The sequence below is a fragment of the Malonomonas rubra DSM 5091 genome (assembly GCF_900142125.1).
Lineage (GTDB): Bacteria > Desulfobacterota > Desulfuromonadia > Desulfuromonadales > Geopsychrobacteraceae > Malonomonas > Malonomonas rubra.
The window spans coordinates 77033-90003 of record NZ_FQZT01000001.1; the positions used below are offsets into that span (position 1 = coordinate 77033).

General features: G+C 48.9%; 12 protein-coding genes and 1 tRNA gene. 5 read left to right on the plus strand and 8 right to left on the minus strand.

What is annotated here, in order from left to right; translation table 11 throughout:
- Positions 1 to 62: 62 nt before the first annotated feature.
- From BUB13_RS00350 to BUB13_RS00370, 5 genes are all read right to left on the minus strand, one after another.
- Complete coding sequence (locus tag BUB13_RS00350; RefSeq protein ID WP_072904766.1) at positions 63 to 545, minus strand: Crp/Fnr family transcriptional regulator; 483 nt, start codon at positions 543 to 545, stop codon at positions 63 to 65.
- 42 nt (positions 546 to 587) lie between these two features.
- Complete coding sequence (locus BUB13_RS00355) at positions 588 to 1091, minus strand: gamma carbonic anhydrase family protein (protein WP_072904767.1); 504 nt, start codon at positions 1089 to 1091, stop codon at positions 588 to 590.
- A gap of 86 nt (positions 1092 to 1177) precedes the next feature.
- Positions 1178 to 1453 (minus strand): HU family DNA-binding protein, encoded by a 276-nt coding sequence (locus BUB13_RS00360; RefSeq protein WP_072904768.1) that lies wholly within the window; start codon positions 1451 to 1453, stop codon positions 1178 to 1180.
- Positions 1454 to 1583: 130 nt separating this feature from the next.
- Positions 1584 to 2150: a helix-turn-helix domain-containing protein gene (locus tag BUB13_RS00365; protein ID WP_072904769.1), complete on the minus strand. Its 567-nt coding sequence runs from the start codon at positions 2148 to 2150 to the stop codon at positions 1584 to 1586.
- A 37-nt stretch (positions 2151 to 2187) separates the two neighbouring features.
- Entirely contained in the window at positions 2188 to 2748 is a 561-nt protein-coding gene (locus tag BUB13_RS00370) for a helix-turn-helix domain-containing protein (protein ID WP_072904770.1), read from the minus strand.
- 215 nt (positions 2749 to 2963) lie between these two features.
- Here BUB13_RS00370 and bioB point away from each other — a divergent pair, with 215 nt between their 5' ends.
- Together bioB and bioD are read left to right on the plus strand one after the other, a co-directional pair.
- Positions 2964 to 3950 carry a biotin synthase BioB gene (bioB, locus tag BUB13_RS00375; protein ID WP_072904771.1) on the plus strand — a complete coding sequence of 329 codons (987 nt, stop codon included), beginning with the start codon at positions 2964 to 2966 and terminating at the stop codon, positions 3948 to 3950.
- Positions 3937 to 4671 (plus strand): dethiobiotin synthase, encoded by a 735-nt coding sequence (gene bioD / locus BUB13_RS00380; RefSeq protein WP_072904772.1) that lies wholly within the window; start codon positions 3937 to 3939, stop codon positions 4669 to 4671. Before bioB ends, bioD begins: the two co-directional genes overlap by 14 nt.
- Before the next feature lie 4 nt (positions 4672 to 4675).
- Here bioD and BUB13_RS00385 read toward each other — a convergent pair whose 3' ends face one another.
- From BUB13_RS00385 to BUB13_RS00395, 3 genes are all read right to left on the minus strand, one after another.
- Positions 4676 to 8119 (minus strand): PAS domain S-box protein, encoded by a 3444-nt coding sequence (locus tag BUB13_RS00385; protein WP_072904773.1) that lies wholly within the window; start codon positions 8117 to 8119, stop codon positions 4676 to 4678.
- A gap of 99 nt (positions 8120 to 8218) precedes the next feature.
- Positions 8219 to 8821 (minus strand): hypothetical protein, encoded by a 603-nt coding sequence (locus BUB13_RS00390; protein WP_072904774.1) that lies wholly within the window; start codon positions 8819 to 8821, stop codon positions 8219 to 8221.
- Positions 8818 to 10506, minus strand: a complete 1689-nt coding sequence (locus BUB13_RS00395; RefSeq protein ID WP_072904775.1) for an ExeA family protein — start codon at positions 10504 to 10506, stop codon at positions 8818 to 8820. Before BUB13_RS00395 ends, BUB13_RS00390 begins: the two co-directional genes overlap by 4 nt.
- A 139-nt stretch (positions 10507 to 10645) precedes the next feature.
- Between BUB13_RS00395 and glgP the strand changes: the two genes are divergently transcribed.
- The 3 genes from glgP to BUB13_RS00410 all read left to right on the plus strand — a co-directional run bounded on the left by glgP (position 10646) and on the right by BUB13_RS00410 (position 12921).
- Positions 10646 to 12355: an alpha-glucan family phosphorylase gene (gene glgP, locus BUB13_RS00400; RefSeq protein WP_072904776.1), complete on the plus strand. Its 1710-nt coding sequence runs from the start codon at positions 10646 to 10648 to the stop codon at positions 12353 to 12355.
- Positions 12356 to 12443: 88 nt separating this feature from the next.
- Positions 12444 to 12773: a preprotein translocase subunit SecG gene (secG, locus tag BUB13_RS00405; RefSeq protein WP_072904777.1), complete on the plus strand. Its 330-nt coding sequence runs from the start codon at positions 12444 to 12446 to the stop codon at positions 12771 to 12773.
- Positions 12774 to 12834: 61 nt separating this feature from the next.
- A tRNA-Leu gene (locus BUB13_RS00410) sits at positions 12835 to 12921 on the plus strand.
- The last annotated feature ends 50 nt before the right edge of the window (positions 12922 to 12971 follow it).

Here is a 12971-nt window from a genome sequence, read left to right on the forward strand (position 1 = left end):
AACAAACGCTCAAAAAATTTTTAGTGCACATTTTTCTCAAAGAATCGTGAATAAGGCAGCTGCTATGCAGATTTATTCCTTTTCAAACTGGCCAGCAGCATAGCCCGGTAATCCTTCTGCGAATTCCGTATCCGCTCACTGAAGATACGTACGATATTCAAGGCTAACTTCAGGCAAAGTGACGCATTTTTACTTGCGAGCGCATCGAAAGTCTTGCGGTTCAAACCATAGAGGATGGCATCTTCAGCAATACGCGCCGTTGCCGATCTGCTGCCACCATCGAGCACGGCCATCTCACCGAAAATATCATCGGGGCCAAGAACAATCAAAACCTGTTCATCCCCTTCGGCCAGCATGCGTGAAATTTGTACTGTACCCTGCTTTATAAGGTAGAGCGATTCCCCCGGCATGTTCTCGATGAAAATGGTTTTACCTTCCTCGACCTTCTTCATCGTAAAGAGCTGCTGCAACTTATTAACTTCGTCTGACGACATGTCGTTGAAAAGAGGGCTGTCATGGAGGCCACTAAAATCGACTTGACTCATATCACCATCTCCTAAAAGACCAAACTCGAAAAAACAGGTTCATCAACGATAAGCGGCAACATAGTTCAGGTAATTTTCTGCCGACTGCTTCAAACCCGCAATTTCTTCAGCTGTCAATTCACGCTTAAAGCGTGCTGGTGAACCGGCAAACAGGGTCCCGGATCGGACAAGGGTTCCGGGAGTGACCAAGGCACCCGCCGCCACCATGGCATCGTCTTCTACGACAGCGGCATCCATTATTACTGCGCCCATCCCGATCAAACAACGATCGCCGATACGGCACCCGTGCAGGGTAACATTGTGGCCAACAGTGACATCGTCACCAACCCAGGTCGGATTTTTTTTATGGGTAACGTGAACAACACTGCCATCCTGAATATTGCTCCGTTTGCCGATACGGATAAAATTAACATCACCACGTACCACTACATTAAACCACAAACTCGATTGTTCGCCGATATGAACATCACCAATTACCTCTGCCGAATCGACGAGAAAAACATCGTTGCCGAGTTGTGGCGTTATTCCCTTAAACGGATGGAGCATTATTTATTCACCTTATAAAAAACGGACACAAAAAAACCACTCACAGGATTCCGCAAGTGGCTTTTCAAATTAATCAGATCGATCGTTCAACTATCGACTCTTTCACGCAACTCTTTTCCAACCTTAAAGAACGGCAGCATCTTTTCTTTGACTTCAATCACCTCACCAGTTTTAGGATTTCGCCCCATGTAGGCTTTATAGTCTTTCACCATAAAACTGCCAAAGCCACGAATTTCAATGCGGTCTTTATCGATTAACGCCTGAGACATGGAATCAAATATCAGATTGACGATCTGCTCAGACTTCTTATAGGTCAGGTTCTTTTTAATCGACAGTGCTTCAACCAGTTCTGACTTGTTCATAGTGCCCCCAAAAGGTGGAAATGACTCGCAGAATTTCGACTTATTGTTGAAGACTATACAATATGATCAGTGCGTGTCAACAAGAGTGGCAAAAAATTCAAGCAGTTGGCCACTTTTCCTTACATTTTTCTTAAATTATCGTAAAGGGGGAAAGAGTCCAGATAACCTTGGCATCGCTATCACCAACATTGTCCCAGCGGTGAGGTAGATGAGATTTAAAACAAAGGCTATCCCCCGCCTCAAGATTATAAACCTCATCGACAATGGTCATACGCAGCTTGCCTTCAAGCAGATAAATCAGCTCATCACCGGGATGATACATGTTTTGTTGACCGCTGCTACCGCCCTTTTGCACCGTACAATAGAAGGACATGAATTGAGGATCACGCAGACCAGAAGTGAAGGACTCGGTGTGCATATTATATTCATCGTCATAAACGGTTTTGTCGCGTTCGCCCGGCCTTGTGTGGACAACTTCATGCGAGGTGGAAACATCTTCGACAAAGTAATTGATGCTTTTATCGAAAACAGTCGCCAATCGCATGAGAATTTCTACAGATGGAATCGTCAGGCCACGCTCAATTCTGGAAATCATATTTGAAGACACCTGAGATTTTTCTGCCAGGATCTGAATGGTCATATCCTGCTTCAAGCGGATTTCCTTTAATTTTTTGCCAACAATCTTTTTTACTTGCATTGCAACCTCTAATAAAAAGTCTTTCTATATTATTAAATCACACATTTGGTGGAGGAGAAACTACCCAAAGAATTTTAGCCTGCAAATTACTGCGATTACGCCAACTATGGGGGATTGAGGCCTTAAAACCGATAGAATCACCTTTGTCGAGGATATATGTGTCGCCATCAATCTGGAATTCGAGACAGCCTTCGATCACCATGGCGAATTCTTCGCCCGTGTGGACCATCCCTCCCTCACCACTATCACAGTGCGGCTCAAGAGTATCAACGAACACGGAAAATCCAGGATCCCGCAGGCCCTGGGTCAAGCTGTTGATCTGATGCTTGTCTTCAAAAAAGAAAATAGGCTCTCCCTGCTCAGCGGGGGTATAGACAACGGTACTGCCTTTTTCCGCCTCTTCAACAAAGTAACTGATGCTCAACCCGAGAGCATCTGCCAACTTCATCAGGATCTCAACTGAAGGCGTTGTCAAACCGCGTTCGATTCGTGAAATCATGTTTGACGAAACCTTTGACATTTCAGCAAGTTCTTGAATCGTTTTATCCCTCTTCAAGCGTGAAGATTTTAGCTTTCTACCAATTAATTTCTTGACCATCACAGAAACACCTCTATTGAATTTTAAAATCACGTTTTATCATTCTGATTACGTCAAGTCAATACTATATGAGATAGAACAAGCACCAAATGGTAGCAGCTCCTAAACTCCCTTTATTTCAATATAGTTATCAATTGTAAACCAGACCAACAACTAGAGTTGACAAGAAATGCCGACAAAAGCTAACCTGCGCAAAATCTGTGAAAGGAATTTCAATGTTTAATAAAGTACAGCAACTCATCGAGCAGATCGTTGCAGGCGAACAGCTGAATCAGTCAACTGCGATTCACATCCTAACGGCCCAAGGCGCTGAACTGACAGCTTTTATGGCTGGCGCCCATCACCTGAAGGAACAGTTCTGCGGCAACAACATAGATCTCTGCTCGATCATCAATGCCAAATCGGGACGTTGTGCAGAAAACTGCAGTTTTTGCGCGCAATCCTCATTTCACCAGACCGATGCGCCGTCCTACCCGTTGAAATCGATTGATGAAATAGTTGCAGGTGCCCTTGCAGCAGAGAAAAACGGAACGGCATGCTATGGAATCGTTACCAGCGGTACTAGTATCGAGCCGGGGGATGAGTTTGAACAGACCCTGGAAGCAATTCGACGAATTCGTCAGCAGAGCAACACTGCCCCTTCGGCATCACTTGGCCTGCTGACTAAAGATTACGCAGAAGCCCTTGCCTCTGCAGGCTGTGTTACATATCATCACAATCTGGAAACAGCCCGGTCATTTTTCCCAGAAATCTGCACGACACACGATTATGAAGATGATATTGAAACTATCCGTTGCGCAAAAGCGGCTGGGATGAAAGTCTGTAGCGGTGGCATTTTCGGACTGGGCGAATCACCGGAGCAACGCTTTGAGATGGCTCAAACACTGCGTGAACTGGATGTTGATTCGGTTCCCCTGAACTTTCTCTCGCCGGTTCCAGGCACGCCTCTGGAAAATAGCGACCTGCTGTCTCCCCTTGATTGTCTGCGCATCATCTGTCTTTACCGCTACATGCTACCAAAACAGAAAATTACCATTTGCGGAGGACGCGAAAAGAACTTGCGTGAGTTTCAATCTGCGATTTTCTTTGCTGGTGCAAGCGGAATGATGATCGGCAACTACCTGACAACAACGGGACGCAGCCATGAAACAGATATGCAATTACTGAAAGATGCGGAGGTCAGAATAAATGTCTGCAGCTAAAGCCAAAGGACTGTTCATTACTGGCACCGATACCGGCGTCGGCAAATCACTGGTTGGTGCAGCACTGGCGAAAGTCCTGCGCGAGCGCGGAGTCAACGTCGGTGTCATGAAACCAGCGGAATCAGGAGTCGATGATCCGGAAAAATTAGGGCCTGACGGACAATTGCTGAAATGGGCCGCGGACAGCAAATTAAGCGATGACCAGATCTGCCCTTATCGCCTGCTCGCGCCGCTGTCACCCTCCGTTGCAGCTTCGCAAGAAAAAAAACGGATCGATTACAATCGGCTGCTGCAACAGGCAAATGAAATCATCGATAACCACGATTTTACTATCATCGAAGGCGCAGGAGGGCTGATGGTCCCGCTCTCCGGTGGTTTCCTGATGGCCGACTTTGCCGCATTTCTCAAGTTGCCCTTGCTGGTCGTCTGTCGCCCTGGTCTCGGCACCATCAACCACACACTATTGACCCTGTTTGCTGCCCGCAACATGGATTTACCGATCGCAGGCTACATGATCAACAACATGCCGGAAGAGCAAAAGCAGTCAACAGCAGAAAAAACAGCGGCCCATACCCTGGCGACGCTGACTACTGATGAATTACTTGCGGTCCTGCATCAGGTTGATGGTGATGACAAGCAGAAAGTGGAGCAACTGGCGGAACAGATCACCAATCTCCGCACCATGCCATTACTGAAATCCTGCCTGCCTGACGTGTTCTGATTGCTTACTTGAGATCAATCACATCACGAATTTTTGTCAGCAACGAAAAGGGAGAGATCGGTTTATTCAGCAGGATGATGTCGTCACCGACCAACCCCTGATCTCGCAAAGCATCGAAGGTATATCCACTGATAAAAATCACGGGCAATTCAGTTCTCTTACGGATTTCCTGGTAAAACTCGATTCCCTTGATGCCAGGCATCACGACATCCGATAGGATCAAATCGAGCTCTTCTTTTCGTTCATCCAGGATTGCTAACGCCGATTCAGCACAGTTCCCGGTGAGAACTTTATAGCCTACGGAATGCAGAATATTGAAAGTGGTTTCCAGCACCTGAGGGTCGTCTTCAACCAGCAAGACAGTTTCCGTACCGCCAGGCAGATGACCTGTATCGACCGCTGGTTTCTGCAATGGACGTTTATTGGTCAGGGGCAGGTAGATACTGAAACAGCTCCCCTCCCCGTCCTTACTGTCGACGAGGATATACCCTTTATGTTGCTTGACGATACCCCAGGCGATTGCCAGCCCTAGCCCGGTTCCTTTGCCGGTATCTTTGGTGGTAAAGAAGGGGTCGAAAATATTCTGCAATACGTTCGGACTCATGCCAATACCGGTATCCTCAACCTTGATCAAGGCATAGTTCCCCGGTTCGCCGTAGCCATGGACCTGGCAGAAATCCTTATCGATCGACGCTGGTTCTGTCGAGATTTTCAGCACCCCACCACCCGGCATTGCATCGCGCGCGTTGGTTGCCAGGTTGACCAGCACCTGTTCCAGCTGCGAGGTATCGGCTTGAACGAATAGCTGCTGCTTCGAGAGAGTCAGCTGCTTTTCAATATGTTCACCGATCGCCTTGCCGAACAGGTCCTGTACATTCAGCACCAGCCGATTCAGGTCAACCGGTGTTAACGGTCCGGTTTTCTTGCGGCTGTAAGCAAGCAGACCGTGGGTCAGCTTGGAACCGCGATCTGCAGCCTCGGCAATTTTACTTATCTTCGGCAACAGCTGTCTATCATCCGCATAGAGTGACTGCAACAAACCGGCATAACCTGAGATAACCGTCAGAATATTATTAAAATCGTGGGCAATACCACCGGTCAGAGTGCCGACAGCCTCCATCCGTTGCGAGTGCTGCAGCTGTTTCTCCAAGGTGCGGCGGCGGGAGATATCGATAAAGGTGATGACACCTCCGATCAATTCGCCGTCGCGCATCATCCTGTGCCCCCAAAATTCAACCGGCACTTCCCGCCCATCCTTACGTTTAAGGACTCCGTCAGAACCGGTCAACTTTTCTTCGCTTTCGATGGCCGTCATAAAGGGGCAGGTGCTGTCGCTGCCTATCAACTCGCGCATCCGTTCGTTATCGACCAGTTCGCAGAAACTTTCGCCAATCAGCTCTGCTTCGTCGTCGTAGCCAAGCATACGCAGGGTCGAAGGATTACAGAAGACGCACTCGCCCGAGAGGTCGATTCCAACGATTGCTTCCGCCGTGGAATTGAACAGGGTCCGCAGCATCTCCTCGCTGTGTGCCAGCTCGCGAACATAGTCGAGGCGTTCGCATTCGGCCGCAGCCCGTGATGCGATGACCGACAGTAACTCTTCAACATGGGGGACAGCGATCATCGCGTTGCGCGAAAATGCGCTGACCGCACCAAGAATTTGACCGTTATGGCCAACCATCGGAATACCGATAAAGCTCTGTATACCGGCGAGTTTGAACTGGCTGAGAGCAGGATAGCGGGACGCTGCATCCTCAGTGTGAAAAATATAGTTGCCATCGAGAATTTCTTTGTAGGGGGTCCCGGCCAACTGTAAGGAAAAAGGGTTCTTCAGCTCCCCATGCAGGCAACCGGCCTGAATTTTCATCCGCTCACCTGAAACTAGTCCGATACTCGCTCCGTCGGCATTCAACCAGTCACAGAGGTTTTGAACAATCTCATCAAGACAATCCTGGCCGGTCAAACCGACGGTACTGCGAACCAGCGTCTTGATTGAAGACTCGTATTTCTCACGTAAAGTGATATCGCGGGCAACCGAGAAAAAAACCTGCTGGCCGTCCAGCTCAAACAATTGGCAGCCAATTTCTACCGGCAGCCAGTCTCCGTTACTGGTCAGCAACTCGGTTTTAAACAGAACCTGCTCTTTTTCCGTAATCTCATCCAGCACCCGCCGAAACTCTTCAGGATCATCCTGGCTGATGCGGTTAAGGTTATACGGCGTTTTTTCCAACAATTCCTGACGCGAATAACCAAGCAGCCGACAAGCAACATCATTCACTTCAACAAAAGAACCGGGCGTTCCATCGGTGAAGCGTTTCGAGACCAGGATGGCATCGGTCACACCATTGAACAAACGTGAGAAATACTCCTTGTTCTGCAGTAGTAATTTCTCTCGTTCATCGATCGTCTGCCGCATCAAGCGAAAGCTGTCTGAGAGGCAGTCAATTTCCAGGTGATTACCATAAGGCAATGGGTGACGGTAATCCCCTTCGGCAAAGGATTCAGCGCTTTGCGCCAGATCGGAAATTGGTCGCACGATCTTCCGCGCCAGCGTCCTCGACCATAAAGAGGCAAGGACGAAAGCTAGCATCAGCGAACTGACCAGAATAATTTTCAACCGCCAGACAATTCCAAGCAGGCCGGAATATTCCTGTCCATACAACACAACCCAGCCGACATCTGGCATCTGAATGGCCGTACCAAGATAGTCTTTACCACCCAATTCGTAATGGGCCGTATGCTGTCCTCCCGTCAATGCACTTTTGGCCGGTTCCAAGTGCTGCAGGTCCAGCAATTCAGGTGCTGCTGCCTGTGGAAACTGAAAGACCAGCTGACCTGAATGGTCCAGTAGCAACAAGTGAGCTGGTTGTTGTCCCGGCAGGGGCATGAAACGTTGATTCAGATGATCGACATTGACATATGCGACGATCAGCCCCTCGTCAATTTTATTGGTCAGGGCAACGGAAATCCGGCCATCTTCTTGGGAAAAAAAAGCTTCCGACCAAGCCACGCCAGAGCCACTACGTACGTTTTTGACCTGGGGCAACAAGGAAAAGTCCTGCCCGATATAATCGGCAGGACTTTTCCTGAAATCGATTGGTAAACCGGTCGCAACAACTCTCCCGACCGCGTTCAGAACAAAAACGGAATCAATACTATGGTTGTCATTGACAATCTGATCGAGATAAGAGTTACAGCCTGTTAATTTTGCAGGAAAAAATTTGCAGAATCGTCCTATTTCACGAACAAGAACGTGGGGTTCCTGTAGGTCGAGAGCAATCTTCGCGGCAATCGATTCAGCTGCCGACTGATTTTCATGTGTCAGTCGATGTTCGGTTTCACGGGAGAAAAAATCGAAAGAAACGATGCTGACGATCAGCAAAGGAAGGATCGAGACAACCACGAACCGCCAACTCAGGGCATCTTTCAGGCTGTAGTCGATTTTCATCAGCGCACACAGTCAGAAAAGAGTTAAAAGAAAGCGGAACCTCGCGCGTGAGTATAGGAAGGTAATCTGTTATTTTCAACAGTTATCTAAAACCCATAACTAGCGGTCACTCCGGGAAAACTTGTTGAAGCGAACCCCCTGGTAAGAAAACTGGACTCGGTCGGGGTAGATTTTTTCGACCAGTGCACCTTCAATAGAGGTCCCTTCCATAACCGGTAGCTGGCTGATCACAGCTAAACGTGAAGAAGAATCGGTATGGTAAACAATCTCTTCAACAAGCAGCTCCGGGATGATGATTGAAGCACGAAGCTGATTATTCTTCTCTATTTCACCCGATTTAGAACCTTCCACAGAAGAACTTCCAGAGACCTGTTTGTCTACAGGCTGTTGCGTGATCTCCGCCTGGCGAGGCTGTTCCATGGATGGCTCAAGAGGAGGAGACACAACCTCATCCTGCCGCGGGACATTAGGAATCACGACAACAGGATCCGCAACGGGCTGCAGTCTCGACAGAACCCCAAATAGAAGCACTGCAGCAAAAAGCAAAAATACAGAAACAAGAACAATAGGCAGCATGGCAAAAGCAGGTTTCGGCTGCTCGTAATTACCTTTCAGGATATCGTGAGCCAGATCGACGCTGCCCTCTCCAAGTGATGCCTTATCGTCTTCAACCTTACGGAGTGCCTTCAATATCGAACTCATTGCGCAGTCTCCGTTGTCAACCGTGGCATGGCGTAACCGGCATCACGATACAGCCAGAACAGGGTGAAGGCACCAACCCTGCCATCCGGGGCCAGTCGTTTTTTCTGCTGAAAATCTGCAACTGCAGCAATCGTCGGGGGGTCATATTCCTGTGAAACGAGCACATTATCAGCACCATTGCGAATCAGTAATTCCTGAATAGCGGCAACTGTTCGCCCTTTCTTCCCGGGACGATTGACCATCGAAATCGAATCGAAATTACGGTACGCCAGCAGAGCCTTGCCGAACCAGATGCGCTCCAGTTCCGGCAGAGCAACCCAACCATCTTCAGAAATTTGCGGCCAGAGTTTAGCAAACCCGTCTCGCTGCCCCGTCAGGCTCAAATATCTTTTCCGTGCGACCCCCGGTAAAGCAATTTCAAGAATTGCAGGGACATCGTAATGCAGCAAATCCTCGATCCTTCCATCATATTCCAGAACGACCAGGTCGAGCTTCTCCAGTGCGGTGACCATCTGCCGCTTGTTGCTGATCGACGGAACCGCTTTCGGTAGGTCATGTTGCCAGCTTTCGGCAAATTGCATCATCGCCTGCAGGCCAGTTTCTTCAACCGGCATAGTGACAATCCGCTTTTTGTACAGCTCGACCCGCTGCTGATCAACAACAGGCTCTACTGACTGTGATTTCTCAACAGTTACTGGTGCAGGAGGCAAAGGTTCGTCAGCGTGAACGGAGGGCACTGCTTGATCAGGCACCGCCTCCTGTGAAGCGAGCTGTGGCGGACTGAGCAGCAGCTTGGTCGTCAACATAATCAAAACCAAGGCAGCCAACCCGATAGCGACTAAATTCTTCGACGTGAACCTGGATGTTTTTTGTTGATGCTGCAGTTCTTTCTGCGCAGTTTGTACATCGGCCTTTGTCACTGAACGAGCGTCTCGAGCGTAAGCAACCAGCAAGGCACGGTCGCAGAGAATATTAACCAGCCGTGGCGTCCCTTTGCTGAAACGATAAACCTGCGCCAAAGCGCTTTCCTGGAACAGATCGTGGCTTTTTGCACCAGCTATTTTCAAACGATGCAAAACATATGCACGCGTATCCTCAGCATCCATTGCCTCGAGCTTATAACTGACGGCCAGGCGTTGCCGCAACTGACGCAGGTCCTTGCGCTGAAGGATTTCATCCAATTCCGGCTGTCCAACCAAAACCAACTGAATCAGCTTTTCAGTTTCTGTTTCCAGGTTGGAAAGCAAACGCAACTGTTCCAGCACCTTCGGGTCGAGATTCTGGGCCTCATCGATGACCAGGACAACAGTTTTGCCTTCTTCACGCTGTACTAACAAAAAGCGATTCAAAGAATCGAAAAGATCAACCAGGTTGCTCTTCTCAGAATTGTAGTCGATAGCAAACTCACGATGAATTACCTGCAATAACTCAATGGCGCTGAGACATGGGTTGAAGATTAACGCCACCCTGTAATCAGCCTCATCCAACTGCCCCAGCAAAGTGCGCAGCACAGTTGTTTTCCCAGTCCCGATTTCTCCGGACAGAGCAAAGAAACCGACCCGCTGCTGAACACCATAGAGCAGATGGGCAAATGCCTCTTTATGTTTTTTGCTGAGAAAAATAAAGCGTGGATTCGGTGTTATATGGAACGGTTTCTCACTGAAACCGAACATTTTAAGATACATGCGCAACCCTAAAATTAGAAAGTTTCTATCTCCCGTAATCTTTCATACAAAGCCCTTGTTTTTCAAGCGAAATCGATGCGTATCCGACTCTCTCTGCTAAACTATTGATATCCAATTTGATGAAAAAAGGAGGTTCCTCATGGGCGCCTGGAAACGTTTTACGCAAAAAGAACGGATTGCCTATTTTTCGATGGAAATCGGCCTGAAAGCGGAAATTCCGACTTACAGTGGCGGACTCGGCGTTTTGGCAGGTGACACGATCAAAAGCGCAGCTGACCTGAAAATCCCAATGATTGCTGTCACCCTGCTCTATCGTAAAGGATATTTCCTGCAGCACTTCGGCCACGACGGCTGGCAACAGGAAAGCGATATCGAATGGCTGCCAGAAAAACATATGCAGCTCCTGCCGACGAAATCCCTGGTAACAATAGAAAACCGCGATGTCAAGATTCAGGCCTGGCTCTACAATGTGAAAAGCCCAACCGGTGGTGAGGTCCCGATCCTGTTTCTCGACACTGACATTCCCGGCAACGACCCGGCAGATCGAAACCTGACTGACCATCTTTACGGCGGAGGCCTGGAACTGCGCTTGAAGCAGGAAATAATCCTCGGCATCGGTGGAGCCCGTATCCTCGCTGCACTGAATTTTGCGGTGAAGAAATATCACATGAACGAAGGGCATGCCAGCCTGCTGACCTTGGAGCTCCTGAATAACACCCGCGTGCCAATCCATGAACTACATATCGACAATAACGGCTACATGGAACAGGTCATGAAAAAGTGTGTTTTCACGACCCACACGCCGGTTGAAGCTGGACACGATCGTTTCCCCTACGATTTGGTCGAGCGAATCATGCCACCAGAAGTTCCGATCGACCTTCTCAAAGAGATTTCAGGCCCCGATGCACTGAACATGACTCTCCTCGCTCTTAAGCTCAGCCATTTCATCAACGGAGTGGCGAAACGGCATGGAGAAGTTTCTCAGAACCTGTTCCCCGGCTTTGAAATTCATGCGATCACCAACGGCATCCATCCATTTACCTGGTGTTCCCCTTTTTTCGTCAACCTGTTCGATAAACACCTCCCCGGCTGGGCAAATGAACCGGAGCTACTGGTCCGTGTCGACAATATTCCCGACGAAGAGATCTGGGACAACCATTGTGGCGCTAAAGCTTTTTTCCTCCAATACATCAAAGAAAAGACGGGAAGAGAGCTCAACCCAGATGTCTTAACCATCGGCTTCGCCCGTCGCGCAGCAACTTACAAGCGCGGCGATCTGATCCTGCATGACCTCGAACGCCTGATTGACATTGGTCGCGGTAAATTGCAGTTCGTCTTCGGTGGCAAAGCTCACCCGAAAGATGACGAAGGAAAAAAGGTCATTCAACGTATCATCCAGAAGGCTGAGGAGATGCACGGTGCCATTGAAATGGTCTACCTGGAAAACTACAACATGGAAGTCGCTTCATATTTCATCCCCGGGGTAGATGTCTGGCTGAACAACCCGATGCGGCCTCTCGAAGCTTCCGGCACCAGTGGAATGAAGGCGGCACTTAACGGCGTTCCAAATTTCAGCGTACTGGATGGCTGGTGGATCGAAGGACATATCGAAGGCGTCACTGGCTGGTCGATCGGACCGTCCCCGGCCGAAATAGACCAGGAGATCGGACGCGCACCAGAAGACCTGGAAGATATCTACCAGAAGCTGGAAAATATAATTATTCCACTCTATTACGAAGACCGTCCAGGCTGGATAAAAGTGATGAAAAACGCCATCGGGAAAAATGCCTATTACTTTAATACCCATGTCATGATGCGGCGTTACGTCACTGACGCGTACATCCATTAACGCGGCAAAGAAACTCCTTTGCAAAAAAAAAGCTCTATGTTAATGTGCTGCGGTTCTAGGATAGCGTTTGTTTAAAGGAGAAATATTGATGTCTACAATCCTGATCGCACTTCACGTTATTGTCTGTATCGCACTAATCATCATTGTCCTGCTGCAGATGGGCAAAGGTGCAGAAGCGGGTGCTTCTTTCGGTGCCGGTGCCAGCAACACCGTATTCGGTGCGTCCGGTGGTGGCAGCTTCATGGGTAAAGTGACAGCCGGCGCCGCAGTTATTTTCATGTTGACCAGTTTGTCCCTGGCCTACTTTTACGGTTCCCCAAGCTCGCAGAGCGTCATGCCGAGCAGCGTTGCCGCCCCGGCAGCAGAAACCCCGGCACCAGTTCCAGCAGCACCTGCCGCAGAGGAAGAAAAAAAGTAAATTCAGTAAAGATTATTGGTTGACAGTAGAGAAGGCTTTTCAGTATATATACAACCCGCTTGCCGAAGTGGTGGAACTGGTAGACACGCCATCTTGAGGGGGTGGTGACCGCATGGTCGTGCGAGTTCGAGTCTCGCCTTCGGCACCAACAAAAAACACTTCTTGTTAATTCAAGAACTTAAGACCCAATCTTCATAG

What these genes read in the sequence shown, in the direction of transcription:
- BUB13_RS00350 (WP_072904766.1), bottom strand. Translation starts at nt 545, where the DNA reads ATGAGTCAAGTCGATTTTAGTGGCCTCCATGACAGCCCTCTTTTCAAC.
- BUB13_RS00355 (WP_072904767.1), bottom strand. Translation starts at nt 1,091, where the DNA reads ATGCTCCATCCGTTTAAGGGAATAACGCCACAACTCGGCAACGATGTT.
- BUB13_RS00360 (WP_072904768.1), bottom strand. Translation starts at nt 1,453, where the DNA reads ATGAACAAGTCAGAACTGGTTGAAGCACTGTCGATTAAAAAGAACCTG.
- BUB13_RS00365 (WP_072904769.1), bottom strand. Translation starts at nt 2,150, where the DNA reads ATGCAAGTAAAAAAGATTGTTGGCAAAAAATTAAAGGAAATCCGCTTG.
- BUB13_RS00370 (WP_072904770.1), bottom strand. Translation starts at nt 2,748, where the DNA reads ATGGTCAAGAAATTAATTGGTAGAAAGCTAAAATCTTCACGCTTGAAG.
- bioB (WP_072904771.1), top strand. Translation starts at nt 2,964, where the DNA reads ATGTTTAATAAAGTACAGCAACTCATCGAGCAGATCGTTGCAGGCGAA.
- bioD (WP_072904772.1), top strand. Translation starts at nt 3,937, where the DNA reads ATGTCTGCAGCTAAAGCCAAAGGACTGTTCATTACTGGCACCGATACC.
- BUB13_RS00385 (WP_072904773.1), bottom strand. Translation starts at nt 8,119, where the DNA reads ATGAAAATCGACTACAGCCTGAAAGATGCCCTGAGTTGGCGGTTCGTG.
- BUB13_RS00390 (WP_072904774.1), bottom strand. Translation starts at nt 8,821, where the DNA reads ATGAGTTCGATATTGAAGGCACTCCGTAAGGTTGAAGACGATAAGGCA.
- BUB13_RS00395 (WP_072904775.1), bottom strand. Translation starts at nt 10,506, where the DNA reads ATGTATCTTAAAATGTTCGGTTTCAGTGAGAAACCGTTCCATATAACA.
- glgP (WP_072904776.1), top strand. Translation starts at nt 10,646, where the DNA reads ATGGGCGCCTGGAAACGTTTTACGCAAAAAGAACGGATTGCCTATTTT.
- secG (WP_072904777.1), top strand. Translation starts at nt 12,444, where the DNA reads ATGTCTACAATCCTGATCGCACTTCACGTTATTGTCTGTATCGCACTA.